20 protein-coding genes and 2 pseudogenes are annotated in these 25,810 nt (G+C 64.2%); 11 read left to right on the top strand and 11 right to left on the bottom strand.

Features of this window, described 5'->3' with window-relative positions; all coding sequences use genetic code 11:
* Positions 1–130: 130 nt before the first annotated feature.
* Positions 131–1,408: a serine hydroxymethyltransferase gene (gene glyA, locus FCK22_RS12490; protein ID WP_067267285.1), complete on the bottom strand. Its 1,278-nt coding sequence runs from the start codon at positions 1,406–1,408 to the stop codon at positions 131–133.
* A 181-nt stretch (positions 1,409–1,589) separates the two neighbouring features.
* On the opposite strand from glyA, the pseudogene FCK22_RS12485 reads away from it, so the two are divergent.
* Both FCK22_RS12485 and FCK22_RS12480 read left to right on the top strand, forming a co-directional pair.
* Positions 1,590–2,352 (top strand): annotated as a pseudogene (locus tag FCK22_RS12485) (NAD kinase).
* Positions 2,353–2,475: 123 nt separating this feature from the next.
* Complete coding sequence (locus FCK22_RS12480) at positions 2,476–2,673, top strand: CsbD family protein (protein WP_067267282.1); 198 nt, start codon at positions 2,476–2,478, stop codon at positions 2,671–2,673.
* Positions 2,674–2,737: 64 nt separating this feature from the next.
* Here the strand turns inward: FCK22_RS12480 and FCK22_RS12475 are convergent, their stop codons facing one another.
* From FCK22_RS12475 to FCK22_RS12465, 3 genes are all read right to left on the bottom strand, one after another.
* A complete protein-coding gene (locus tag FCK22_RS12475) occupies positions 2,738–3,979 on the bottom strand; it encodes a saccharopine dehydrogenase family protein (RefSeq protein WP_067267280.1) in 1,242 nt (413 codons plus the stop codon).
* Positions 3,980–3,999: 20 nt separating this feature from the next.
* Positions 4,000–5,094, bottom strand: a complete 1,095-nt coding sequence (locus FCK22_RS12470; RefSeq protein ID WP_067267279.1) for a carboxynorspermidine decarboxylase — start codon at positions 5,092–5,094, stop codon at positions 4,000–4,002.
* 225 nt (positions 5,095–5,319) lie between these two features.
* A complete protein-coding gene (locus FCK22_RS12465) occupies positions 5,320–7,212 on the bottom strand; it encodes a propionyl-CoA synthetase (protein WP_067267277.1) in 1,893 nt (630 codons plus the stop codon).
* 190 nt (positions 7,213–7,402) lie between these two features.
* Here FCK22_RS12465 and FCK22_RS12460 point away from each other — a divergent pair, with 190 nt between their 5' ends.
* Both FCK22_RS12460 and FCK22_RS12455 read left to right on the top strand, forming a co-directional pair.
* On the top strand, positions 7,403–8,164 hold the full coding sequence (locus tag FCK22_RS12460; RefSeq protein WP_136720454.1) for a MipA/OmpV family protein: 762 nt from the start codon (positions 7,403–7,405) through the stop codon (positions 8,162–8,164).
* A gap of 141 nt (positions 8,165–8,305) precedes the next feature.
* Positions 8,306–8,416, top strand: coding sequence for a malic enzyme (locus FCK22_RS12455; protein ID WP_067267274.1), 111 nt, complete (start codon positions 8,306–8,308; stop codon positions 8,414–8,416).
* Positions 8,417–8,473: 57 nt separating this feature from the next.
* Here the strand turns inward: FCK22_RS12455 and FCK22_RS12450 are convergent, their stop codons facing one another.
* Complete coding sequence (locus FCK22_RS12450; protein ID WP_067267271.1) at positions 8,474–10,747, bottom strand: NADP-dependent malic enzyme; 2,274 nt, start codon at positions 10,745–10,747, stop codon at positions 8,474–8,476.
* 220 nt (positions 10,748–10,967) lie between these two features.
* Here FCK22_RS12450 and FCK22_RS12445 point away from each other — a divergent pair, with 220 nt between their 5' ends.
* The 5 genes from FCK22_RS12445 (at position 10,968) to FCK22_RS12425 (ending at position 16,092) form a co-directional block, all read left to right on the top strand.
* On the top strand, positions 10,968–11,360 hold the full coding sequence (locus tag FCK22_RS12445; protein WP_067267269.1) for a cytidine deaminase: 393 nt from the start codon (positions 10,968–10,970) through the stop codon (positions 11,358–11,360).
* A 4-nt stretch (positions 11,361–11,364) separates the two neighbouring features.
* Entirely contained in the window at positions 11,365–12,669 is a 1,305-nt protein-coding gene (locus FCK22_RS12440) for a thymidine phosphorylase (RefSeq protein ID WP_067267267.1), read from the top strand.
* On the top strand, positions 12,669–13,859 hold the full coding sequence (locus FCK22_RS12435) for a phosphopentomutase (RefSeq protein ID WP_136720453.1): 1,191 nt from the start codon (positions 12,669–12,671) through the stop codon (positions 13,857–13,859). The genes FCK22_RS12440 and FCK22_RS12435 overlap by 1 nt, the downstream gene beginning before the upstream one ends.
* A 70-nt stretch (positions 13,860–13,929) precedes the next feature.
* Positions 13,930–14,571, top strand: coding sequence for a uracil phosphoribosyltransferase (gene upp / locus FCK22_RS12430; protein WP_067263778.1), 642 nt, complete (start codon positions 13,930–13,932; stop codon positions 14,569–14,571).
* Between the two features lie 87 nt (positions 14,572–14,658).
* On the top strand, positions 14,659–16,092 hold the full coding sequence (locus FCK22_RS12425; RefSeq protein WP_136720452.1) for an SPOR domain-containing protein: 1,434 nt from the start codon (positions 14,659–14,661) through the stop codon (positions 16,090–16,092).
* Between the two features lie 69 nt (positions 16,093–16,161).
* Here FCK22_RS12425 and FCK22_RS12420 read toward each other — a convergent pair whose 3' ends face one another.
* Positions 16,162–17,175 carry a hypothetical protein gene (locus FCK22_RS12420; RefSeq protein ID WP_067261212.1) on the bottom strand — a complete coding sequence of 338 codons (1,014 nt, stop codon included), beginning with the start codon at positions 17,173–17,175 and terminating at the stop codon, positions 16,162–16,164.
* An 83-nt stretch (positions 17,176–17,258) separates the two neighbouring features.
* Positions 17,259–18,884, bottom strand: coding sequence for a long-chain-fatty-acid--CoA ligase (locus tag FCK22_RS12415; protein ID WP_067261210.1), 1,626 nt, complete (start codon positions 18,882–18,884; stop codon positions 17,259–17,261).
* Positions 18,885–18,978: 94 nt separating this feature from the next.
* Here FCK22_RS12415 and FCK22_RS12410 point away from each other — a divergent pair, with 94 nt between their 5' ends.
* The gene (locus tag FCK22_RS12410; RefSeq protein WP_067261209.1) at positions 18,979–19,911 is read left to right on the top strand and encodes a DMT family transporter; all 933 of its coding nucleotides are present in this window, start codon (positions 18,979–18,981) and stop codon (positions 19,909–19,911) included.
* Positions 19,908–20,549, top strand: a complete 642-nt coding sequence (locus tag FCK22_RS12405; RefSeq protein WP_067261207.1) for a sulfotransferase family 2 domain-containing protein — start codon at positions 19,908–19,910, stop codon at positions 20,547–20,549. The genes FCK22_RS12410 and FCK22_RS12405 overlap by 4 nt, the downstream gene beginning before the upstream one ends.
* A gap of 213 nt (positions 20,550–20,762) precedes the next feature.
* On the opposite strand, the pseudogene FCK22_RS12400 reads toward FCK22_RS12405, so the two are convergent.
* From FCK22_RS12400 to FCK22_RS12385, 4 genes and pseudogenes are all read right to left on the bottom strand, one after another.
* Positions 20,763–22,963 (bottom strand): annotated as a pseudogene (locus FCK22_RS12400) (3-hydroxyacyl-CoA dehydrogenase NAD-binding domain-containing protein).
* 20 nt (positions 22,964–22,983) lie between these two features.
* Entirely contained in the window at positions 22,984–24,198 is a 1,215-nt protein-coding gene (locus tag FCK22_RS12395; RefSeq protein ID WP_067261203.1) for an acetyl-CoA C-acetyltransferase, read from the bottom strand.
* Positions 24,199–24,213: 15 nt separating this feature from the next.
* Positions 24,214–24,852 carry a glutathione S-transferase family protein gene (locus tag FCK22_RS12390; RefSeq protein ID WP_067261202.1) on the bottom strand — a complete coding sequence of 213 codons (639 nt, stop codon included), beginning with the start codon at positions 24,850–24,852 and terminating at the stop codon, positions 24,214–24,216.
* A gap of 134 nt (positions 24,853–24,986) precedes the next feature.
* On the bottom strand, positions 24,987–25,810 hold an 824-nt coding region (locus FCK22_RS12385; protein ID WP_136720461.1), incomplete at its 5' end, for an acyl-CoA dehydrogenase family protein.

The raw sequence follows: 25,810 nt of genomic DNA, 5'->3' as shown, positions 1-25,810 counted from the left end.
CTTTGCTTGGCCGCACATCATGGTTGAGAAATAAAGCGGTAGGAACGCAGTTTGCGATGCCCACCCGCGGTCGGGCGCCGCCCGGCCGGGGGGTAAAGTGGCCCCCGCATCGCTGCGAGGGCCAAATCGCTTACAGGTTCGGATACATCGGGAAACGCTGGCACAGCGCTTCGACCTCGGCTTTCACCTTGGCCTCGACCTCGGCATTGCCATCGGCACCATTGGCCGCCAGCCCATCGACCACTTCGATGATCCAATCGGCGATCTGGCGGAACTCGGCCTCACCAAAGCCGCGTGTCGTGCCCGCAGGGGAGCCGAGACGGATGCCGCTCGTCACCATTGGCTTTTCCGGGTCAAACGGCACGCCGTTCTTGTTGCAGGTGATATGCGCCCGGCCCAGAGCCTTCTCCGTGTCGTTGCCCTTCACGCCTTTCGGGCGCAGGTCGACCAGCACAACATGGGTGTCGGTGCCGTGGGTCACGGTGTCGAGGCCGCCTTTGATCAACTGATCCGACAGCGCCTGCGCATTGGCGATGACCTGTTTGGCATAGGCTTTGAACTCAGGCTGCTGCGCTTCGCCAAAGGCCACGGCCTTGGCCGCGATCACATGCATCAAGGGGCCGCCCTGAATGCCGGGGAAGATGGCGGAGTTGATCTTTTTCGAGATCGCCTCGTCATTGGTCAGGATCATGCCGCCGCGCGGGCCGCGCAGGGTCTTGTGGGTCGTGGTCGTCGCCACATGCGCATGGGGGAAGGGGGAGGGATGCTCACCCGCCGCGACAAGACCCGCGAAATGCGCCATGTCGACGAGCAGATAGGCGCCCACGCTGTCTGCAATCTCGCGCATCTTGGCAAAGTCGATCTGACGCGGGATGGCGGAGCCACCGGCGATGATCATCTTGGGCTGATGCTCTTTCGCCAATTCGGCGACTTGGACGTAGTCCAGCAGATTGTCCTGTTTGCGCACACCGTATTGCACGGCGTTGAACCATTTGCCCGACTGGTTCGGCTTGGCCCCGTGGGTCAGGTGCCCCCCGGCATCAAGGCTCATCCCCAGAATGGTGTCGCCCGGTTGCAGCAGCGCGGTGAAGACACCTTGGTTTGCTTGGCTGCCGGAGTTCGGCTGCACATTGGCGAACTGGCAATCGAAAAGCGCACAGGCGCGATCGATGGCGAGGTTCTCGGCCACGTCGACATGCTCACAGCCGCCATAGTAGCGGCGCCCCGGATAGCCTTCGGCGTATTTGTTGGTCATGATGCTGCCCTGCGCCTCAAGCACCGCAGCCGAAACAATGTTCTCGCTGGCGATCAATTCGATCTCGCCGCGCTGGCGGCCCAGTTCGGCATCGATCGCAGCGGCGAGGGCGGGATCGGAATCAGCGAGAGATTTGGTGAAGAAATCGGACATCAGGGGATCCTCATTGGAGCTGGTTTCGCGTGTTGCCTATCGGAAACCCGGCCTGAGGTGAAGGCTGTAAACCGACAGGTTGCAAGATATGTGCGTCAACACTGGTGGCGCACGGAATAATGTGATTGTTTTGGCCCCAAACGCCGATGATCGGAAACTTCGCCGGAATGAGCCTGCTGACATGTCCTTAAAGATCGCTTTTGTGGCCAGCCGGGCCAGCGTGGCACAGACGGCGCGGGCCGCTTTGATCGGGCGTTATGGCGATGTGCCATTGCGTCAAGCCGAGGTGATCGTGGCGCTTGGGGGCGACGGGTTCATGCTGCACACGCTGCACAGCACCCAAGACATGGACGCGCCGGTCTATGGGATGAACCGGGGCACCATCGGCTTTTTGATGAACGCCTACCGAGAGGGCGACCTGCAAGCGCGGCTGGCGGCGGCGGAAGAGGCGGTGATTAACCCTTTGGTCATGCGCGCCACCCATATCGACGGGACGATTTCGACCGCGCTGGCGATCAACGAGGTTTCCCTGCTGCGCGCGGGGCCGCAGGCGGCCAAGCTGCGCATCACGATAGACGGGCGTCAGCGCATGGAGGAACTGGTCTGCGACGGGGCACTGGTGGCGACCCCTGCGGGCTCCACCGCCTATAACTACTCCGCCCATGGACCGATCCTGCCCATCGGTTCGGATGTCTTGGCCCTGACCCCGATTGCCGCCTTCCGCCCGCGCCGCTGGCGTGGGGCCTTGTTGCCGAAACGGGCCACGGTGCGTTTCGATGTGCAAGAACCGCAAAAAACGCCCCGTGATGGCCGATGCCGACGGCCAGTCGCACCGCGATGTGACGACGGTCGAAGTCTCGTCAGACCCCAGCGTCAGCCACCGGATCCTCTTCGATCCCGGCCATGGGCTGGAAGAGCGGTTGATCTCGGAGCAGTTCAACTGACCGGAGAGGGCGGCGTCTTTCCGCCGCACCTCGCGCCTACCGGAACCCTGACTTCGCGCCAGCGTTGAGCCTGCAAGAGCGGGAACCTCCCGCGTCTTAACAGCCGAAGAAAGGAGACCTAAGATGAATTGGGACCGTATCGAAGGCAATTGGAACCAGATGACCGGCGCGGTGAAATCGCAATGGGGCGATCTGACCGATGACGAAATCGCCGAAGCCCGTGGCAATCGCGAGCAGTTGGTGGGTAAGATTCAAGAACGCTATGGCATCGCCAAAGACGAGGCCGAGCGTCAAGTCGATGACTTCGCCGCGAAATACTGAGTTTCGTCGGCAGAATTAAAAAAGGCGACCCCCTGAGGGTCGCCTTTTGCGTTTCAAGAGAGGTTCAAGCCTCATGCCAAGCGCGGTCACCCTTGTCGTCTTTGATGCGGGTGGGCAGGCCGATGTCGTCGAGCAAACCAAAGAGGGGCTTGGGGTCCAACTCTTCGACATTGACCATGGTGGCGGTGTCATAGGTGCCATCGGCGATCAGCATCGCAAAGGCCACCGGCGGCACGCCCGCGGTGTAGGAAATGCCTTGGCTGCCCACTTCGTTATAGGCGTCCTTGTGATCGGCGACGTTATAGACAAAGACCTCGACCTCTTCGCCGTCCTTCACGCCTTTCACCAGATCGCCAATGCAGGTCTTGCCGGTGTAGTTGGGCGCAAGGCTCGACGGGTCGGGCAGCACGGCTTTCACCACTTTCAGCGGGACGACCTCCAGCCCCTCGGCGGTGGTCACGGGCTGCTCGGACAGCAGGCCGAGGTTTTGCAAGACGGTGAAGACGTTGATGTAGTGGTCGCCAAAACCCATCCAGAAGCGCACGTCAGCCTGCGGGTAGTTCGCCGACAGCGAATGCACCTCGTCATGGCCCGACAGATAGGCCTTCTGCTTGCCGACCACGGGCAGGTCCCATTCGCGGCCCACTTCGAACATCTTGTTCTCCTGCCACGCGCCTTCCTGCCAGCTGTAAACGGTGCCGGTGAACTCGCGGAAGTTGATCTCAGGGTCGAAGTTGGTCGAGAAATACTTGCCGTGGTTGCCCGCGTTGATGTCGACGATGTCGATGGATTTGACCTCGTCCATGAACTCATCCACTGCGAAACGGGCGAAGGCGTTGACCATGCCCGGATCGAAACCGGCGCCGAGGATCGCGGTCACCCCCGCTTCGGCGCAGGCCTCGCGGCGCTTCCACTCGTAGTTGCCATACCACGGCGGGGTCTCGCAGATCTTGGTCGGGTCCTCGTGGATCGCCGTGTCGATATAGGCAGCACCGGTGTCGATGCAGGCTTGAAGCACGGTCATGTTCACGAACGGCGAGCCCACGTTGATGACGATTTGGCAGCCGGTCTCTTTGATCAGGGCGGCCACGGCATCGGTGTCCATCCCGTCGACGGCATGCGCCTTGAAGACGCCATCCTGCTTCATCGCGTTTTTCTCATGCACGCTTGCGATGATCGCCTCGCATTTGGAGACCGTGCGGCTGGCGATATGCAAGTCACCCAAACGGTCATTATTCTGCGCGCATTTATGCGCCACAACCTGTGCGACGCCGCCCGCGCCGATGATAAGAACATTGCGTTTCATAGTGTTGACCTCTTTCCTTGTCACGACAGGGCGGCGGCGAAATCGTCATAATCGAAATCGCGCACCATTCGGGTGGTTCCGTCCAACTCGCGCACCGCGATGCCGGGCATCTTCACGCCGTTGAACCAGTTTTTCTTGACCATCGTGTAACCGGCAGCGTCCTGAAACGAGAGCCGGTCGCCGGCCTTCAGCGGCGCATCGAAGCGGAACTCGCCAAAGATATCGCCTGCAAGGCAGGATTTGCCGCAGATCATCCATTCGTGGTCGCCCGTGTCGGGGGCGATCTTGGCCGGTTCGCGGTAGATCAGCAGGTCGAGCATATGCGCCTCAATGGAGCTGTCGACGATGGCAAGGTTCTTACCGTTGTACATCGTGTCGAGCACGGTGACCTCAAGTGTCGCGGCCCCGGTGATCGCGGCCTCGCCGGGTTCCAGATAGACCTGCACACCAAAGCGGTCGGCAAAGGCTTTGAGCCGTAGCGCCAGTTCGTCGAGCGGGTAGCTCTCGCCGGTGAAATGGATGCCGCCGCCGAGGCTGATCCACTCCATCTTGTGCAGCACTGCGCCAAAGCGCTCATCTATCAGGGTCAGCATCTCGTCGAACCGCGCGAAGTCGTCGTTCTCGCAATTGTTGTGGAACATCAGCCCGCTGATCCGGTCGGCGACCGCGTCGATCGCTGCCGGATCATGCTCGCCCAGACGGCTGAAGGGGCGGGCGGGGTCGGCAAGGTCGAAGTCCGAGGTGGAAACGCCGGGGTTCACCCGCAGCCCGCGGATATGGCCCTGCGATTGCGCATCGAACTTGTCGAGCTGGCCGATGGAGTTGAAGATGATCTTGTCGGCATGGCCCAGCACCTCGTCGATCTCATGCTCGGCATAGGCCACCGAATAGGCGTGGGTCTCACCGGGGAATTTCTCGGCCCCCAGTCGCACCTCATAGAGCGACGAGGAGGTCGAGCCGTCCATATACTCGGACATGAAATCAAAGACCGACCATGTGGCGAAGCACTTCAGCGCCAGCAGGCAGCGCGCACCGGAAAGCGCGCGGAGGCGGGCGATCTTTTCCATATTGTCGCGGAGATTGGCCTTGTCGATCAGGTAATAGGGTGTCTGCACGTCGAAAACCTTTCTGCGCGGCCGGAGGGTAAGCTCCGGGAGGGAAAAGACCCACTGAATGTGCTGTCGTGGTTGGCCCCGCCGGGGGGCATTTCCGGGGGCGCTTCGCATATTTTGCGCAAGCAACGCAATTGTAAAAAACGCGCGGGCTGGGCTGCGCGCGCGTTTCTGTGGGGGTAACTGTAGCGCCGGGCGGGCAAAGGTCCACCGCCATGTGATTTTTGGTTAGCCCTGCGGGTAGCCGATGCCCCTCAGCGCCGTGCGGATTTCGTCCAAGATCGCCGGGTCGTCGATGGTTGCGGGGGTCTTGAAATCCTCCCCATCGGCGATCTTCACCATCGTCGCGCGCAGGATCTTGCCCGAGCGGGTCTTGGGCAGGCGGTCGACCACCACGGCCTGTTTGAAGGCGGCTACGGGGCCGATCTGCTCGCGCATCCGGGTGACGCATTCGGCGACGATTTCCTCATGCGGGCGGTCGACACCCTTGGTCAGGCAGAGAAACCCGACCGGCATCTGTCCTTTAAGCTCATCGCTGACCCCCACAACGGCGCATTCCGCCACATCGGGGTGCCCGGCTAAGACCTCTTCCATCGCGCCGGTCGAGAGGCGGTGGCCCGCGACGTTGATCACGTCATCGGTGCGCGCCATGATCCAGACATAGCCGTCCTCGTCGATCCGGCCTGCATCGCCGGTCTCATAATAGCCGGGGAAGGTGCTGAGGTAGGATTTGCGAAAGCGGTCTTCGGCGTTCCAGAGCCCCGGCAGGGTGCCGGGGGGCAGGGGCAGCTTGATGGCGATGGCGCCCAACTCTCCGGCGGGCAGGGGGGCGCCGCGCTCATCCAAAATCTGCACGTCATAACCCGGCATCGGCACGGTTGGGGAGCCGACCTTGACCGGCAGCGCCTCAAGCCCTGCTGGATTCCCGACGATGGTATAGCCGGTCTCGGTCTGCCACCAGTGATCGTAGACCGGCTTGCCCAGTTTCTCCTGCGCCCATTCGACGGTATCGGGATCGGCCCGCTCCCCAGCGAGATAGAGCGCACGCAGGCTCGACAGGTCGTATCTCTTGATCTCCTCGCCCTCGGGGTCTTCGCGTTTCACGGCGCGGATGGCGGTGGGGGCGGTAAAGAAGCTCGCCACGCCATGTTCCTCAATCACCCGCCAGAAGGTGCCCGCATCGGGCGTGCCCACGGGCTTGCCTTCGAATACGACGGTGGTGTTCCCGGCGATCAGCGGCGCGTAGCAGATATAGCTGTGCCCCACGACCCAGCCCACGTCCGAGGCGGCCCAAAAGACCTCTCCCGGTTCGACGTTATAGACGTTTTTCATGGTCCAGTTCAGCGCCACCAGATGCCCCGCCGTGGGCCGCACCACGCCCTTGGGTGCGCCGGTGGTGCCGGATGTGTAGAGGATATAGGCCGGGTGGTTCCCCTCCACAGGCACGCAGGGCGCCGGGCGCACGCCGTCTTGGGCGGCGTACCAATCGATGTCCCGCTCGGGGTTCAACTCACAGGGTTTCTGGCCGCGTTGCAGGATGATGCAGGTGTCGGGCTTGTGGCTGGCCTGTTCGATGGCTCCGTCAAGCAGCGGTTTGTAATCCACCACCCGCGATGGCTCCACCCCGCAGGAGGCGGCGATGATCGCCTTGGGTTTGCAATCGTCGATCCGCACCGCCAATTCGCTAGAGGCGAAGCCGCCGAAGACCACGGAATGAATCGCGCCGATGCGCGCGCAGGCCAGCATCGCCTCAACCGCTTCGGGGACCATGGGCATATAGATCACCACGCGGTCGCCCTTTTCCACGCCTTGAGCCACCAGCGCCCCGGCGAGCGAGGCGACATGGGCCTGCAACTCCCCATAGGTCAGGGTGGATTTGCTGCCGGTGATCGGGCTGTCATGGATAATCGCCACGCGTTTGCCGTTGCCTTGGTCGACATGGCGGTCGACGGCATTGTAGCAGGTGTTCACACTGGCATCCGCGAACCATTCGTAGATATGGTCGCCCCGGTCAAACAGCGCGCGCGTCGGCGCGATATCCCAGTCGATCGCCTCGGCTTGCTCTAGCCAATAGGCTTCCGGGTCGGCCTTCCAGCGGTCGTAGGTGTCGCGATATCCCATGGTGTTCCTCCTCCTGTTGCGCTGTGCGGCAAACCCGCGGGCCGGGTATAGGTGCAGTGTCGCGCAATTATTTCCAGTCACTCTGGCCGCTTAGAAAGATTTCAGCAAGCGGAACGCTATTGTTCCTGTCAGTCGCGCCGCGTCATGCTAGATTGGGCGGAAATTCACTGTTTTTCCGGAGCCTGCCATTATGCGTCTCGCCCTTTCTTTGCCTCTTGCATCCTGCCTTGCCATCGTTGCCGCGCTGCCTGCGGCGGCGCAGGACCGTAGCATCAACTTCGCCCTGCGCGGCGGTGTCGGGGCGGCGCCGGATTATCCGGGCGCCAGCAGCTATCGCGCGACGCCGGATTTGGCCTTCACCTTCGGTTCGCTGGAATGGGGCGGGCGCAAGATCGGCACCAACATTGGCGATACGCCCAAGACCGGTTTCGGCTTCACCGGCGCGTTCCGCTATCTGGGTGAGCGTGACAGTTCCGATCACGCGGAGCTTGCGGGGCTTGAGGATATCGACGCGGCGGTCGAACTGGGCTTTGGCGTGGTCTACCGCGAGGTGAACTGGCAGGTCTTCGGCAAGGTCCGCCGTGGCTTTGGCGGCCATGAAGGCGTGACCGGCGACATCGGTGCCGATGTGATCTTCCGCCCCGATGAGCGTTGGACCATCACCGCAGGCCCGCGTTTCAGCCTTGGCAACGACACCTATGCTGACACCTATTACGGCGTCGAGACCGCCACCACGAACTTCGCCGCCTATGAGGCCGGTGGCGGTCTGCTGGGCGCGGGGGTCGAGGTCGAGGCGACCTACCGTTTGGATGACGCATGGGCGCTGGAAGGGGCCGTGGCCTATCAACGTCTGCTGAATGACGCCGCCGACAGCCCGATCACACAGGCCGGGTCAGAGGATCAATGGACCATGCGCATCGGCGTCAGCCGCGCCTTCACCTGGCGGTTCTAAGCGGCTTCGCGCCGCCTTTCGGGGTGGCGCGATATTTACGACATCTTGGTCGAAAACGGATCAGCGCCGAAACACGACTTTGCCATGATGCCCATAGGCGCGGCATGATGCCAGCGCCGCTTGCATGCAAAGGGCCCGACCATGGGTGACAAAATCGGCAATAAGAAGAAGCAAGCCAAGGCCGCGGCAAAACCCGCCGCCAAGGCCCCGTCCTCCGTCGCGGACATCAAGCCCGCCACGCCCCGCAAATAACCCTAAATTCGACCATGTAACGCCGTCCCCGAAAGGGGGCGGCGTTTTGCGCAGGCATTAGCCGTAATGCGCGACCGGCGTGCCCGCGATGGCGCCCACGTTCAGCAGCCCGCGCGCGGTGATCGAGGGCGACACGATATGCGCCCGGTTGCCCATCCCCATCAGGATCGGCCCGACTTCAAGCCCATCGCCCTTCATTTTCAGGATGTTGCGCACGCCCGAGGCAGCATCGGCATGGGCGAAGACCAGCACATTGGCGGCCCCTTCCATCCGGTTGCAGGGCAGCAGCCGCGCGCGCAGTTCGGCATCAAGCGCGGTGTCGATGTTCATCTCACCTTCGTAGACGAAATCATGGTTGCCCGCGTCGAGGATCTCCAGCGCCGCGCGCAGACGTTTGCCCGATCCTTCGCCCTGATTGCCGAACTGGCTTTGTGAGCAGAGCGCCACTTTCGGCTCGATGCCAAAACGGCGGACGTGGCGGGCGGCCCCGATGGCGATCTCGGCGATCTGTTCGGGGGTGGGGTGCAGGTTCACTTGGGTATCCGCGATGAAGAGCGGACCGTCTTCGAGGATCATCATCGACAGCGCGCCATGCGGGCGGAAACCGTCGCGGCCCAGCACTTGGTTGACGTAATTGAGGTGCCAGCCAAACTCGCCAAAGGTGCCGCAGATCAGGCTGTCGGCCTCACCACGATGCACCATGACCGCGCCAATGGCGGTGGTGTTGGTGCGCATGATTGCCCGCGCGATGTCGGGGCTGACGCCGCGGCGGCACATCAGGCTGTGGTAGGTCTCCCAATAATCGCGGTAGCGGGGGTCGTTCTCGGGGTTCACCAGATCGACGTTTTGGCCCAGTTGCAGGTTCAGACCCGCCTTTTCGATGCGCCGTTCGATCACCTCGGGGCGGCCAATCAGAATGGGCCGTTCCACCGTTTCTTCGATGATCGCTTGCGCGGCGCGCAGCACGCGTTCGTCCTCGCCCTCGGCAAAGACCAGACGGCGGGGGGAGGAGCGGGCGGATTCGAAGACCGGGCGCATGATCAGCGCGGATTTGAACACCGACCCGTCGAGTTTGCGTTTATAGGCGTCGAGGTCTTCGATAGGCCGCGCGGCCACGCCCGTCTCCATCGCGGCCTTGGCCACGGCGGAGGAGACGACGCCGATGAGGCGCGGATCGAAGGGTTTCGGGATCAGATATTCAGCACCAAAAGTCAGCTGTTCGCCCTGATAGGCCGCTGCCGCCTCCGCGCTTGTCGTGGCGCGGGCGAGGGCGGCGATGCCGTCGATACAGGCGATCTTCATCTCGTCGTTGATCGTGGTCGCACCCACGTCCAGCGCACCCCGGAAGATGAAGGGGAAGCAGAGCACGTTGTTGACCTGATTGGGAAAATCGCTGCGCCCTGTGGCGATGATCGCATCCGGTGCCACGGCGCGGGCCACATCGGGCAGGATTTCCGGCGTGGGGTTCGCCAGCGCAAAGATGATCGGGCGTTTGGCCATCTTCGCCACCATCTCGGGCGAGAGCACGCCGGGGCCGGAGAGGCCAAGGAAGAGGTCGGCCCCGTCGATCACATCATCCAGCGTGCGCAGGTCGGACTTCTGCGCATATTCGGCCTTGCTGGGGTTCATATCCTCGGTCCGGCCTTCATAGACCAGCCCGTTGATGTCGCAGAGCCAAACGTTCTCACGCTTTACGCCGAGTTTCAGCAGCATGTTGAGGCAGGCGATGCCCGCAGCCCCGCCGCCGGTGGAGACGATCTTGATGTCCTCGAAGCGCTTGCCCGCCACATGCAGCGCGTTCTTGGCGGCAGCGCCGACGACGATGGCGGTGCCGTGCTGGTCATCATGGAAAACGGGGATGTTCATCCGCTCGCGGCAGATCTTCTCGACCACGAAACAGTCGGGGGCCCTGATGTCTTCGAGGTTGATCGCGCCAAAGCTCGGCTCCATCGCGCAGACGATCTCGGCCAGTTTCTCGGGGTCGGATTGATCAAGCTCGATGTCAAAGCAGTCGATATTGGCGAATTTCTTGAAGAGCACGGCCTTGCCCTCCATCACCGGTTTCGAGGCCAGCGCGCCGATATTGCCCAGCCCCAGCACTGCCGTGCCATTGCTGACCACGGCCACCAGATTGCCGCGCGAGGTATAGCGCGCGGCGGTGTCGGGGTCGTTCTTGATTTCGATACAGGCCTCGGCCACGCCCGGTGAATAGGCCCGCGCCAGATCGCGGCCATTGGCCAGCGGTTTGGTCGCGCGGATCTCCAGTTTCCCGGGCCGGGGGTGTTCGTGGTAATCCAATGCAGCTTGGCGCAGGTTGGGGGTGTCGGACATCGTTTATGCTTCTCCCGAATAATGGTTTAGCGTTAAACTAATTTTCGCGCGCAAGCAAAGCGGCTTTTGGCGGGGGCGGTCTAGGTGCCGGATGGCTTTGCCCCAGCGTCGCCCTTGCAGGTCATTTTGCGCGGGCTTTAAGAGGCGATTGAGGGGACATGTGGTTTTGCATCGCACAGGGCGGGGTAATTTTCTATAGTCCGAGAAAAGGGAGAGCCTAATGACTGATTTGCGCGACGCGGCTGTGTTGGTGCGGGAAAACGCCCATGCGCCCTATTCGAATTTCAAGGTCGGCGCGGCGATCCGCACCGCCTCGGGCGCGGTGTTCAGTGGCTGCAATGTCGAAAACGTCGCCTACCCGCAGGGCACCTGCGCCGAGGCGGGTGCGATTGCTGCCATGGTCGCAGCAGGCGAGCGTGAGATCGCCGAGGTCTATGTCGTGGCGGGCAGCGATATGCCCGTGACGCCCTGCGGCGGCTGCCGCCAGAAACTGGCGGAATTTTCGGGCGGGGATGTATCCGTGACCATGGCCACCGTGGCGGGCAAGGAACAGCAGACCACCATGGGCGACTTGCTGCCGGGGGCCTTTGGCGCCGCCCACATGCAGGGTTAACCGCATGAGCGCGCGGGACATTCTGGCGCGGCTGCGCCATGGTGAGGCATTGGATGCAGAGGCGCTGACCTGGATAGCCGGGGCGCTGGCCGATGGCCGTGTCAGTGACGCGCAGGCCGGGGCCTTTGCCATGGGCATTTGCCTTAATGGCTTGGACCAGCCGGGCCGCGTGGCGCTGACCCTTGCGATGCGCGATTCGGGGCAGGTGTTGGACTGGGACTTGGAGGGCCCCGTGCTCGACAAACATTCGACCGGCGGGGTGGGCGATTGCGTCTCATTGATCCTCGCCCCCGCGCTGGCCGCCTGCGGGGCCTATGTGCCGATGATCTCGGGCCGGGGGCTGGGGCATACGGGCGGCACGCTCGACAAGCTTGAGGCGATCCCCGGCGTCAGCACGCAGTTGGAAGAGGCGCGGTTTCGCGCGGTGGTGCGGGAGGTGGGTTGCGCCATCGTCAGCGCCAGTGGCGACATCGCCCCGGCGGATCGGCGGCTTTATGCGGTGCGGGATGTGACCTCGACCGTGGATTCGCTCGACCTGATCACCGCGTCGATCCTGTCGAAAAAGCTCGCCGCCGGGCTGGATGGGCTGGTGCTTGACGTGAAGGTCGGCTCGGGCGCGTTTATGAAGGAGCTCGCGCAGGCGCGTGCCTTGGCCGAAGCGCTGAGCGGCACCGCCACGGCGGCGGGCTGCCCGACGACGGCGGTGATCAGTGACATGAACCAGCCGCTGGTGCCGAGCCTTGGCAACGCGCTGGAGGTGGCCGAGGTGATGCGGGTGCTGACCGGGGCGGTGACGGGGCCGATCCTTGATGTGACGGCTGAATTGGGTGGCGGGCTTCTTGCCAATGGCGGTCTGGCCGCGACGGCTGAGGCGGGGGCCGAAGCCCTGCGCACGGCGGTCCGCGATGGCCGCGCGTTGGAGCGTTTCACCCGGATGCTCAGCGCCATGGGCGCACCTGCCGATTTCGCCGAAAACTGGGAGCGTATTCTGCCCAAAGCCCCCGTGATCCGCGCGGTCCCCGCGCCGCGCGGCGGCTACGTAAGCGCGATCGACGGCGCGGCACTCGGCATGGCGGTGGTCAATCTCGGCGGGGGCCGGGTGGTCGAGGCAGACCAGATCGACCCGGCGGTGGGCCTGTCGCAGGTGCGGCGCTTGGGCGAAGAGGTCCGCGCCGGCGCGCCTTTGGCCACGATCCACGCGGCGGGAGAGGCGGCTGCGGATGCGGCAGAGGCGGCGGTTCTGGCGGCGATCACGCTAGGGGACAGGGCGGTTGAAGCGCCGGATTTGATCTTGGAAAGGATCGGCTGATGGGACGTGCATTCTTGGTCGTGATCGATTCCGTGGGCATCGGCGGGGCGCCGGACGCGGGGGCGTTCTTTAACGGCGACCTGCCCGATACCGGGGCCAATACGCTGGGCCATATCGCGCAGGCCTGTGCCGCGGGAGAGGCCGAAGAGGGGCGCAGCGGGCCGCTGGCGCTGCCCAAACTCGACCGGTTGGGTCTGGGTGTCGCGCTGAAGCTCGCCAGCGGGATGGAGGCGCCGGGGCTGGGTGCTGCGCCCGAAGGCCGCTGGGGCGCTGCGACGGAGGTTTCGCAGGGCAAAGACACCCCCTCGGGCCATTGGGAATTGGCCGGGTTGCCGGTGCCTTGGGCATGGCATTACTTCCCGGATGAGACCCCCGCCTTTCCCGCAGACCTGACCGCAGAGGTCGCGCGGCTGGCGGGCACCGATGGCATCTTGGGCAACTGCCACGCTTCTGGCACGGCGATCATCGAACGGCTGGGGGCGGAGCATTGCGAAAGCGGCTGGCCGATCTGCTATACTTCTGCCGACAGCGTGTTCCAGATCGCCGCCCATGAAGAGACCTTTGGCCTCGACCGCCTTTTGAAGCTTTGCCAAGACATCGCGCCCCGCCTGCATGAGATGAAGGTGGGGCGTGTCATCGCGCGGCCCTTCACCGGGGAAGTGGGCGCCTTTGAGCGCACCGCGAACCGGCGCGACTATGCCATCACGCCGCCCAAACCGGTGCTGACCAACTGGGTGCAGAACGCCGGGGGGCGGGTCTATGCGGTGGGCAAGATCGGCGATATTTTCACCATGCAGGGCATCGACGAGCTGCGCAAAGGGCCGGATGCCAAGCTGATGGATCATCTGCATGATCTGGTGGGTGAAGCCGAAGAGGGCAGCCTGACCTTCGCCAATTTCGTGGAGTTCGACAGTCTTTACGGCCACCGCCGCGATGTGTCGGGCTATGCCCGGGCGCTGGAGTGGTTCGACGCCGAGATCGGCAAGGTGATCGCGGCGCTGGGGGAGGGCGACATGCTGGTGGTGACGGCGGACCATGGCAATGATCCGACATGGGCGGGCAGCGATCACACCCGCGAAAGGGTGCCGGTGCTGGTCGCCGGGACCGGGGCGGGGGCGTTGGGGCAGATCGGCTTTACCGATGTCGCAGCTCTCGTCGCCGGGCATCTGGGGGTAGAGGTGCCGCAGTAGCCGCGCAGCCTTTGCTTGCGAGCGGGGCGCTTGTGCGGCTAGAAGCAGGGCAAATAAAGGAGCCTGCCGCATGACCGATACCCCCAATCACCTGACGATCGTCGACCATCCGCTGGTGCAGCACAAGCTGACCATCATGCGCGACAAAGCCACCTCGACCGCCGTCTTCCGGCAGTTGCTGCGCGAGATTAGCCAGCTTTTGGCCTATGAGGTGACGCGCGGCCTGCCGATGACGACCAAACGGGTCGAGACCCCGATGCAAGAGATGGACGCGCCAACGCTCGACGGCAAGAAGCTGGCGCTGATCTCGATCCTGCGGGCGGGCAACGGGCTGATGGATGGGGTGCTCGAATTGATCCCCTCGGCGCGGGTCGGCTTTGTCGGTCTCTACCGTGACGAAGAGACCCTTCAGCCGGTGCAGTATTACTTCAAAGTGCCTGAGGCGATGGAAGATCGCCTCGTCATTGCCGTAGACCCGATGCTGGCCACCGGCAACTCTTCGGTCGCGGCGATCAACCTGCTGAAAGAGGCAGGCGCCACCAATATCATTTTCCTCTGCCTGCTGGCCTCGCCCGAGGGGGTCGCTACGATGAAAGCCGCGCATCCGGACGTGCGCATCGTCACGGCCTCGCTGGACGAGTCCCTCAACGAGAAGGGCTATATCATCCCCGGTTTGGGCGACGCGGGTGACCGGATGTTCGGCACCAAGTGATCGGGTAAGTTTCGCTAATCGGCGCGCGGTGCTTTACTCAGGCCGCGCGCTGATGCATCGTTCTACCAGATAGTGTGGGGGCATTAGATGACACTTACCAGAAGTATTGCCATGGCGATGATCGTCGCAGCCTTGGGCGTCGGCGGATCGCAGACCCAAGCGCAGGACAGCCGGAGCCAACCGGCAGAGTTTCCGCCGTCCTCTTACAAGGGCAAGCAATATGTCGACAGCGCGGGATGTGTGTTCATCCGCGCGGGCATCGACGGCAATGTGTCATGGGTGCCCCGCATGAGCCGCGCGCGCGAGCAAATCTGCGGGTTCCAGCCCACGAATGGCGTGAAAGTGGCAGAGGCCAAGGTTGAGGCGGCGCAGACCAAGGTCGACCCCGCCCCGGCCAAAAGGCCCCCGGCTCGTGTCGCCGAAGCGCCCGCGCCCAAGGCGAAGCCGAAAGCCCCCGTGGCCCGGCCCGCGCCGCAAAAAGTGGTGCGCCGTGTCGCGCCAGCCCCGGCGCGGAGCGCTGCCCCCAAAGTCGTGCGCGAAACCGCGCCGCGCCCCATGCCCGTGGTGCCCAGCAAACCCGTCGCGCTGGCCGCTCCGGCACCGGCTGGCTTTGTCACCGCGTGTCCCGCCGCTTCGCCCCTCTCGCAGCGCTATATGCGGCGCGGGGATGGCTATAGCGTGCGCTGTGGTCCGCAGGCGGAACCGATTGTGACAGGGCGTCTTGCCCCTTCGAGCCCGCAGCGCGGCACCGCACCGCAGCCCTACCGCAGCGCGGGCGTGATGCCCGGCGTTGCCGCCGCACCCGCGCGGATCGTGGCCCCTGCCGCCGTCGCCGCCCCGGTGGTCAGCGCCAAGCCCGCCCGCGCCGTGGGCACGCAGACGCGGATCGTGCCGAAACATGTGGCGATCAATCGGGTGAACACGACCAATGTAAAAGTCCCGAAAGGATACCGGAAGGTTTGGGAGGACGACCGTCTGAACCCGCACCGGGCCGAGCAGACCTTGGAAGGCCGCGCCGACATGCTGTTGGTCTGGACCCAGACCCTGCCGCGCCGTTTGGTCAACAAGGCCACCGGCGAAGACGTGACCGCCAAAGTGCCGCTGATCTATCCCTATCTTGATATCGAAACACAGCGCCGCAAGCTGGGGCGGGTCAAGATCGTCGAGCGGGATGGCCAAGTGGTGAAACGGGTGCTGCGCTACCGCAACGCCGCGCCGATCCATCGGGATGCCCGCCCGATCAAGACGGCCCCCGTCTACTCCAGCCGCTCGGCCCCGGCGGCCCAGCCCAACACCAAAGCGGGCTATGTGCAGGTCGGTGTCTTTGGCAGCCCCGCCAATGCGCAGCGCGCGGCGCGGCAGATCGCGGCCTTGGGCCTGCCCGCCCGCATCGGCAAACAGACCCGTGGCGGCAAGACCTACCACAGCGTTCAGGCGGGCCCCATCGCGGGCGGCTCCGCCCAAGCGGCGCTTGGCCAATTGCGCCGGGCAGGATATCGGGACGCCTATCTGCGGCGCTAAGCGTTATGCAATGAAGGAAAAAGGCCAGCCGCGGTTTCCCCCGGCTGGCCTTTTTCTTGCGCCAATCCGTCAGCCGCCGCAGATGCTTTGCAATCTCAGCCAATCGGCATCCGACATCAGCGGCGCGGTCAGCTTGCCGTTCATCGGGTCACCTTCGATCAGGGGCAGGGTGCTTTCGCCGGTAATGTCACGCGCAAAGGCATAGGGCTTGCTGCGCAGCTCGGCTTGGGCAAATCGCGCCAGTTGAGCCTCGACCGGCGGTGTCGCGGCGGGGCGCATCAGCAGTTGCTCGGCATAGGCATCCAGCGCCTCGGAAGAGATATCGCCGGTGGTCAGCAGGCGGAAATTCTCGCGCAGGCCCACGGCCTCCAAAAGGGCGCGCAGCGGGTCATGCTCCCGGCGCGCCACATCCTCGGTCAGCACATAGCCCGCGGCGACATCGGGCTCTTCGTAATCCTCCAGCACCGCGCGGTCGAGCACGATGAGACGGCCCGGCAGATGCAGGCTGGCGCGGGTCATATCGGGCAGGATCGCCACGCGCCCGACCTCCAGCCGTTTGGTGAGCCGCGCCAGCGCGGCGCTGCCACCGGGGCTTTCGCAGGCGGGGCCAGAGACACGTTCAAGCCGCTTGAGCAGCGCCGTGCCCAAAGAGACACGTTTAACCTCTGGCACCACTTTGATCGCATGATCGCGCAGCGCGCCGGGCATCCAAAAGACCGCCAGCGCCGCCACCACCGCGACGGAGGCCAACATGCCGACCGACCGCAAACGCCCCGGCTTGGGACGGCTGCGGTTGATCGCGCGGCGCAGCTTTTCGATGGCCTCGATCATCTCGGTTTCATTGTCGGGCAGTTCCAGCGTTTCACCCGGATCGCCGTCTGGATGATAGAGCGCGGGGGTTTGGCCGGGGTTGGCCCTGTCGACGGCGGCCAGCGACCAATGGGTCAGCGCCTGATCCTTGAGATCGCTGATCACCAGCGTCGCGTCACCGATAGAGACGATCACCTCGCGCCGCTGCGCATCGGGCGTGGCGCGCCAAAGGCCCGTCGCTTCGAGCCGGGCGTATTTTGTCAAGGCGGTCATGGGGTTCTGCTGCGGGCCTGTCAGTTTTCGCCACTCTACCACGCGCTGCGGGATCAGCAATGGCAGGTGACATAATGCCCGCCTTAGAGGGCCGCCGCCTGTTTGCGCAATTCGAACTTCTGGATCTTCCCGGTGGAGGTTTTGGGCAGTTCGCCAAAGACCACCCGCTTGGGCGTTTTGAACCCGGCAAGGCGCGCGCGGGCGAAGGCGATCAGCGCCTCTTCGCTGGCCTCCGCCCCCGGTTTCAGCTCGACAAAGGCGCAGGGCACCTCGCCCCATTTCTCATCCGGTTGCGCCACCACGGCGGCGAGGTTGACCGCGCCGTGGCCCATCAACACACCCTCGACCTCGACGCTCGAAATATTCTCTCCGCCCGAGATGATGATGTCCTTGGCCCGGTCGGCGATCTGGATGTAGCCGTCGGGATGCTGCACCGCGATGTCGCCGGAGTGGAAGTAGCCGCCCGCAAAGGCTTCGGCCGTGGCCTCGGGGTTCTTGAGGTAGCCTTTCATCACCGCATTGCCGCGGATCATGATCTCGCCCTGCGCCGCGCCGTCACGTGGGGTTTGGGCCATCTCGGCGTCCATCACGGTGATCTCTTCCATCATCGGCATGGCGACACCTTGGCGCGCTTTGATCCCGGCGCGCTCAGGCTCTGGCAGCCCGTCCCATGCGCCTTGCCAGAGACATTCGGTGACATGGCCAAAGGTTTCGGTCAGCCCATAGACCTGCGTGACGTTGAACCCCAGCTTTTCGATCTTCGACAGGGTCGCGGGGGCCGGGGGCGCGCCCGCGGTGAAAACCTCGACCCGGTGATCGAAGGCGCGGCGGTCTTCTGCGTCCGCGTTGACCAGCATGTTCAGCACGATGGGCGCGCCGCCGAAATGGGTGACGCCATGCTCGGCGATGGCCTCGTAGATCGCCGCCGCGGTGATGTCGCGGCAGCAGACCAGCGTGCCGCCCAGAAGCGGCATCATCCATGTGTGGTTCCAGCCGTTGCAGTGAAACAGCGGCACGATCTGCATGAAGACCGGGCGCAGCACCATCTGCCATGAGATCACCGTGCCCATGGTCATCAGATAGGCGCCGCGGTGGTGGTAGACCACGCCCTTGGGCCGCCCGGTGGTGCCGGAGGTGTAGTTGAGCGCAAGGCTCTCCCATTCGTCGTCGGGCATGATCCAGCGAAAGTTCGGATTCGCCTCCGCAAGCAACTCTTCGTATTGCGGGTGCCGCCCGCTGGCGGGGAAACCGGCGGGGGCATCGGGCACTTCGATAATGGCGGGGCAGGTGCCCTCCATCCGCGCGCAGGCGTCTTCGGCCAGCGGCAGGAATTCGGTATCGACCAAGAGCACCTTGGCACCGCCGTGGTCGAGGATATAGGCCACCGTGTCGGGATCGAGGCGAATGTTGATGGTGTTGAGCACGGCCCCGCAGGCGGGCACGCCGAAATGCGCCTCGGCCTGCGCGGGCAGGTTGGGGATGAGGGTGGCGACCACATCGCCGGGGGTCACGCCGATTTCGGCCAACAGGGCGGCGAGGCGGGTGCAGCGTTCGTGGTACTGGGCATAGGTGACGCGATGGTCGCCGTGGATCACCGCCGTCTGGTTCGGGAAAACCTCTGCGGCGCGGGCCAAATGCGACAGGGGCGTGAGCGGCACGAAATTCGCCGCGCATTTCTCAAGCCCGCTTTCATCCGTCATCCACCCCATGCGACCCCTCCCAAGGCATTGGTTGCGATTTGGGGTTGAGTATTGCTGCCCGGACGTGACTTTGAAAAGAGGGCAGGAGGGAAAAGGAGGGCAGATGCAGGACACAGCGGTAAAATCGAGGCTGGCGGCGCTTTGCGCGGTGAGCGGTATGGCGGCTTTGGGGCTGACGGACAATTTCGTCCCCTTCATCACCGAGCGCGGGTCGCTCTGGCAGTTTCACTTCCTGCGCGGGCTTATGGCGGTGGCCATTCTGATGGTGCTCGCGGCCTTGGGCTTCGGCATTCTGCGCCCGCGGCGGTTCTGGGCCGTGGCCGGGCGCGGCTTGTTTCAGGCCGGGGCGATGTTGATCTATTTCGGCTGTCTGGCTTTTCTGCCCATCGGGGTGGTGGTGGCGGGGCTGTTCACCTCGCCGCTTTTCGTGCTGATGATCTCGGCCCTGTTTCAGGGCAAACGCGTCGGCCCGTGGCGGTGGGGGGCCGTGGCCGTGGGCTTTGCCGGGGCCTTGATGGTGATCCGCCCGGACCCGAGCGATCTTGACCCCGTGGCCTTCCTCCCGCTGCTGGCCGGGGCGCTCTATGCCATCGGCGCCGTGGCGACGCGGGCGTGGTGCGAGGGGGAGAGCACGATGGTGATGACCGCGGGCTTCTTCGGTATGTTGGCAGTCATGGGCGGCATCGGGGTTTTAGTCCTGCCGGGGGCGGAGGTGGCGGGGGCCGAAGGTTTCGTCAGCCGCACATGGGGGCCGCTCGATGGCGCGATGTGGTTCTGGATCGCGGTGCAGGCGGTGGGCTCGCTCATCGGCATCGGCTTTTTGGTGCGCGGCTACCAATTGGGAGAGGCCGGGCATGTGGCGATTTTCGAATATTCGCTGCTGATCTTCGCCAGTTTCTGGGCCTATATCCTTTGGGGCCAAGAGGTGCCGCCCCTGGCATTCTCGGGCATGGCGCTGATCGCACTGGCCGGGGCGGTGATCGCCCTGCGCAGCGATGAGCCTTCGACCCTGCGCGCGCCGGAGGCGGTGGAGTGATCATCAGTCGCGGTCGGCGTTACGTTTTCGTGCATATCCCCAAGACTGGGGGCACCTCATTGGCGCTGGCGCTTGAGGATCGCGCGATGAAAGACGACGTGATGCTGGGCGACACGCCGAAAGCGCGCAAGCGGCGGCGGTGGGTGCAGGGCGTGCAGGCGGCGGGGCGGCTATGGAAGCATTCGACGCTGGCGGACATCGACGGGCTGGTGACAGCGGAGGAGCTCTCGGGGCTGTTCTGCTTCACGCTGGTGCGCAACCCGTGGGACCGGGTGGCGAGCTACTATCGCTGGCTGCGGGGGCAGGGGTTCGATCATCCGGCGGTGGCGCTGGCGAAGTCGGAGGATTTCGCGGGGTTCCTGCGGCATCCGCAGACGCGAGAAAGCCTGCGCGCATGGCCCGCGCGGCGGTACATGCAGGATGCGGCAGGGCGGGAGCGTTGCGATCTCTATATCCGGTTGGAGCATTTCGCCGAGGATGCGGCGCCGCTGTTCGACCATCTTGGGTTCGAGCTGTCGCTGCCGCGGGTGAATGCTTCGGAGGGAGTGGCGGCGTACACGCCAGAATTGCGGGATATCGTGGCGGATATCTGCGCCGAGGACATCGCGCTCTTCGGCTACGTTTACCAAGAGCACTAGGGCCAGCGCCTGCCCGTGGGTCGGCGACCCGACCGGCGTCGCTGCCACTTTATAGTTCAACCGTGACGCGCCATCGAGAGGGCAGGCCCAGCCTCACCAAATCGCCTACCCGGGGGACGGGCAGGCGATGGCCCGGCGCCTGCGGCTTGATTCCGGGCCGGGTGGCAGCAGGAGCGACAAATAAAAAGGGGCGCCGAAGCGCCCCTCTCCCCCTTACGCCGCCTTGGCGTCCGGGTTGAACCGTCCGTAGAAACTCTGGTTCTTCTGCGCCATTTCGCGCAGCAGGTCCGGGCAGGCAAAGCGCTCACCGTATTTCTCGGTCAGCTGGTCACAACGCTCCGCCGCATAGGGCGCGCCAATCATGTCGAGCCAGCTCAGCGGACCGCCGGACCAAGGCGCAAAGCCCCAGCCGAGGATCGCGCCGACGTCGCCCTCGCGGATGTCCATCAAGACACCTTCCTCCAGCGCGCGCACCGCCTCCAATGTCTGCGAGAACAGCAGACGGTGCTGCACCTCGATCAACTCGGGCTGCTCTTCGGCCACGGGGTACTTGTCGCCCATGCCCCGCCACAGGCCCTCGCGCTTGCCCTTGGCGTCATAGCTGTAGAAACCGGCGTTGGCCTTGCGGCCCAGACGGCCCTCTTCCTCCATCCAGAACACCAGCGGGTCGATGTCGTCGTTCGGGTATTCATCGCCCATTGCCGCCTTGGTCGCACGAGCGATCTTGGCGCCCAGATCGATCGAGGTCTCGTCCATCAGCTGCAGCGGGCCCAAGGGCATGCCGACCAGCTTCGCGGCGTTTTCGATCAGCGCGGGCTCGACACCCTCCTGCACCATGCGCACACCCTCGTTGATGTAGGGAATGATGCAGCGGTTGGCGTAGAAGAAACGCGCGTCATTGACCACGATCGGGGTCTTGCGGATCTGGCGCACGTAGTCGAGCGCCTTGGCCACGGCCCGGTCACCGGTCTCTTGGCCCTTGATGATCTCCACCAGCAGCATTTTCTCGACGGGCGAGAAGAAGTGGATGCCGATGAACTGCTCATCGCGGCTCGACGCCTTGGCCAGATCGGTGATCGGCAGGGTCGAGGTGTTGGAGGCAAAGATGCAATCCTCGGGGATCACGGCCTCGACCTTCTGGGTCATCTCGGCCTTCACCTTCGGGTCCTCGAAGACCGCCTCGATGATCAGATCGCAGCCCTTCAACGCCTCCAGATCGGTGGTGGCGGTGATCAGATCGAGCGCCTTGGCCTTCTTCTCGGGCGTGGCTTTCTTGCGGGCGATGCCCTTGTCGAAATAGCCCTCGGTATAGGCCTTGCCACGGTCGGCGGCCTCCTGCGTCTGGTCGATCAGCACCACTTCGATCCCGGCCTGCGCCGAGACCAGCGTGATGCCGGCACCCATCATGCCCGCGCCCAGAACCCCCAGCTTCTTCACGCGCTGGTCCGGCACGCCTTCGGGGCGCACGGCGCCTTTCTCCAGCGCTTCCTTGTTGAGGAAGAGCGAGCGGATCATGTTGCCCGACGACGGGTTCATCAGCACGTTTGTGAACCAGCGCGCCTCGACCTTGAGCGCCGTGTCGAAAGGCACCAGCGCGCCTTCGTAGACCGCCGACAACAGCGCCTTGGCCGCCGGATAGACGCCCTGGGTCTTGCCGTTGACCATTGCATTGGCGCCGACGAAGGTCATGAAGCCCGCCGGGTGGTAGGGCGCGCCGCCGGGCATCTTGTAGCCCTTGGCATCCCACGGCTTGACCAGATCGGCATCCTTGGCGTTCAGCACCCAGTCGCGGGCTGCGGCCATCGGGTCTTCGCTGACCTCGTCGATGATCCCGGCCTTCTGCGCGGCGGCGGGGGCGACCATCTTGCCTTCCAGAAGGAAGGGCGAGGCCGCCATGGCACCGAGCTTGCGCACCATCCGCGTGGTGCGCCCGCACCCGGGAAGATGCCCACGAGGATCTCTGGCAGGCCGATGCGCGCCTTGGGGTTGTCGGCGGCAAAGGTCCGGTGCGTGGCCAGCGGCAGTTCCAGACCGATGCCGGCGGCTGTGCCGGGGATCACGCAGGCCACGGGCTTGCCGCCCTTGTTGGTCTTGGGGTCCATACCCGCGCGCTCGATCTTGCGCAGCAGGGCGTGCATCTGCATCGTGCCCTCGAAGAGACCCTTGGCCGGATCGTCGCCCGCGTCTTCCTTCATCTTCGCCAGCAGGTTCAGGTCCATGCCCCCGGCGAAGGAACCCTCCTTACCGGAGGTGATGACGATGCCCTTGACGGCGTCATCGGCCAGCGCCTCGTCGATATGCTTTTCCAGATCGCGCAGGCCGTCGAAGGACATGACGTTCATGCTCTTGCCCGGCACGTCCCAAGTGATGGTGGCGATGCCCTCGGCATCCTTGTTCATTGTGAAATCGGTCATTCTCTTGCTCCCTTCGCGGCTCACACGCGCTCGATGATGGTGGCGGCACCCATGCCGGACGCGATGCAGAGCGTGGCCAGCCCCACTTCCTTGTCGGCGCGCTCCATCTCATCGAGCAGGATGCCGATGATCATGGCGCCGGTGGCGCCCAGGGGGTGCCCCATGGCGATGCCGCCGCCGTTCACGTTGACCTTGCTGTCGTCCACGTCGAAGGCCTGCATGAAGCGCAGCACCACGGCGGCGAAGGCCTCGTTGACCTCGAACAGATCAATGTCGCCGATGGTCATGCCGTTGTCCTTGAGGATCTTCTCGGTCACCGGCACCGGGCCGGTCAGCATGATGGTGGGATCGGTGCCGATCTTGGCGGTGGCGCGGATGCGGGCGCGGGGCTTCAGCCCGTGCTGCTCGCCAAACTCCTTGTTGCCGATCAACACCGCGGCGGCGCCGTCGACGATGCCAGACGAGTTGCCCGCGTGGTGGATGTGGTTGATCCGTTCCAGATGCGGGTATTTCATCAGCGCGACCTTGTCGAAGCCGGGCATGACCTCGCCCATCTGCTGGAAGGCGGGGTTCAGGCCGCCAAGGCTCTGCATATCGGTCTGCGGGCGCATGTATTCGTCGCGGTCGAGGATCGCGAGACCGTTCTGGTCGCGCACGGTGATGACGGATTTGTCGAAGCGGCCCTCTTCCCAGGCCCGCGCGGCGCGCTGCTGGGACTGCATGGCCAGCTGGTCGGCCTCGTCGCGCGAGAAGCCGAACTCGGTGGCGATGATATCCGCCGAGATGCCCTGCGGCACGAAGTATTTCTCCATCGCCAGCGTCGGGTCCACGGCGATGGCCGCCCCGTCGCTGCCCATGGCCACGCGGCCCATCATCTCGACACCGCCGGCGATATAGCCGTTGCCCGCGCCGCCTTTGACTTGGTTCGCAGCGAGGTTCACCGCTTCCATGCCCGAGGCGCAGAAGCGGTTGATGGCCAAACCCGGAATGCGCTCATCAAGGTCCGAGGCCAGCACCGCCGAGCGCGCCAGGCAGCCGCCCTGTTCCATCACCTGGGTGACGTTGCCCCAGATCACGTCCTCGACGGCGTGGCCCTCGAGGTTGTTGCGCTCTTTCAGGGCATTGAGCGTCTGCGCCGAGAGCCGCAGAGAGGTCACCTCGTGCAGGGCGCCGTCCTTGCGGCCCTTGCCGCGCGGGGTGCGCAGGGCGTCGTAGATGTATACGTCTTGGGTCATGTCATGTCCTCCGGGTCAGGCGCGGTCAGCAGGGCTGCCGGGCATCAAATCATAGGGGGCTTTCCAGCCCGGTGTTTCGCTCAGACGCGTAAGCCACGCGTCGATATGGGGCCAGTCGCTGCGGTCGAAACCGAAAGGCTCGGGGTAATAAAGATACCCGCAGCAGCTGAGGTCCGCGTTGGTGATGTCGTCGCCCACGATCCAGTCGCGGCCGTCGAGATGGTCGTTCAGCACGCTATAGGCGGCCTTGAGCCGGCCCTGGTTGAAGGCGATGACCTCGGCGGGGCGTTTGTCTTCGGGCAGGAAGTTCATCAGAAAACGGGTCATCCCGGCAACGGAGCTGAGCTTGTGGTTATCCCATAGCACCCACCGCAGGATTTCGCGCCGTTCCGTCGCGTCGCGCCCGCCGAATTTGCCCGTCTTTTCCGCGACGTAATCCTGAATCACGCCCGATTGGGTAAGCCGTAGATCGCCGTCGATCATCACCGGCGCCTCGCCCATGTTGTTGATCTGCGCGCGGTAGTCGGGCTGGCGTGTCTGGCCACCGAAGAAGTCCACCTTCACCGGCTCCCAGTCGAGCCCCGACAATTCGAGCGCCAGCGCCGCCTTGTAGGCGTTGCCCGATTCGCCAAAGCAATAAAGCTGTATGGTCACCTGTCATTCCTCCTCTTCTATCGGCACCCGCTGAAATGTCGGAAGGTATTTGTGAAAGGATGAAGGGGGCAGGGGGCGCCTTATCTTCATCCTTTTTCAAATACCTCTGCGCCGGTGTTTCGACCCGCGCGCGATCAGAGGTTGCGCGCGATCAGTTCCTTCATGATCTCATTGGTGCCGCCGTAGATGCGCTGCACCCGCGCGTCGGCCCACATTTCGCCCACGGCATATTCCTGCATGAAGCCGTAGCCGCCGTGCATCTGCAAGCAGACATCCAGCACCTCGCCTTGGGTGTCGGTAAGCCAGTATTTCTGCATCGCCGCCTTGTCGACGCTGAGTTCCCCGCGCAGGTGTTCACTGATGCATTCGTCGAGGAAGGCACGGGCCACCGCGGTCTTTGTCTTGACCTCGGCGAGTTGGAACCGCGTGTTCTGGAACTGGGTCAGCGGGCCACCGAAGGCTTCGCGTTCCTTGCAGTATTGAATCGTGCGCGCCACGGCGCCTTCCATGGCGCCCACCGCGCCGCAGCCGATGATCAGGCGTTCCTGCGGTAGCTGCTGCATCATCTGGTAGAAGCCCTGGCCTTCGTCCTGGCCGAGGATGTTCTCGGGCGGGATCTCGACATTGTCGAAGAAGAGCTCGGAGGTGTCGGCGGCATGCAGGCCAATCTTGTCGAGGTTGCGGCCGCGTTGGAAGCCTTCGGCCTTGTCGGTTTCCACGACCACAAGCGACACGCCCTTGGAACCTTCCTTGGGGTCGGTCTTGGCCGCCACGATGATCAGGTTGGCGTGCTGGCCGTTGGTGATGAAGGTCTTTTGGCCCGAGAGTTTGTAGGCGTTGCCCTCGCGGATCGCCTTAGTTTTGATGCGCTGCACGTCCGAGCCGGTCGAGGGTTCGGTCATCGCCAGTGCGCCGACCAGCTCGCCCGAGACCATCTTGGGCAGCCAGCGTTTTTTCT

Origin of the sequence: Sulfitobacter sp. 15WGC (assembly GCF_005068605.1) — a bacterium.
GTDB classification, from domain to species: domain Bacteria; phylum Pseudomonadota; class Alphaproteobacteria; order Rhodobacterales; family Rhodobacteraceae; genus Sulfitobacter; species Sulfitobacter faviae.
Note: the sequence above shows the minus strand (reverse complement) of the source record. Positions and strands in the feature narration are given on the sequence as shown.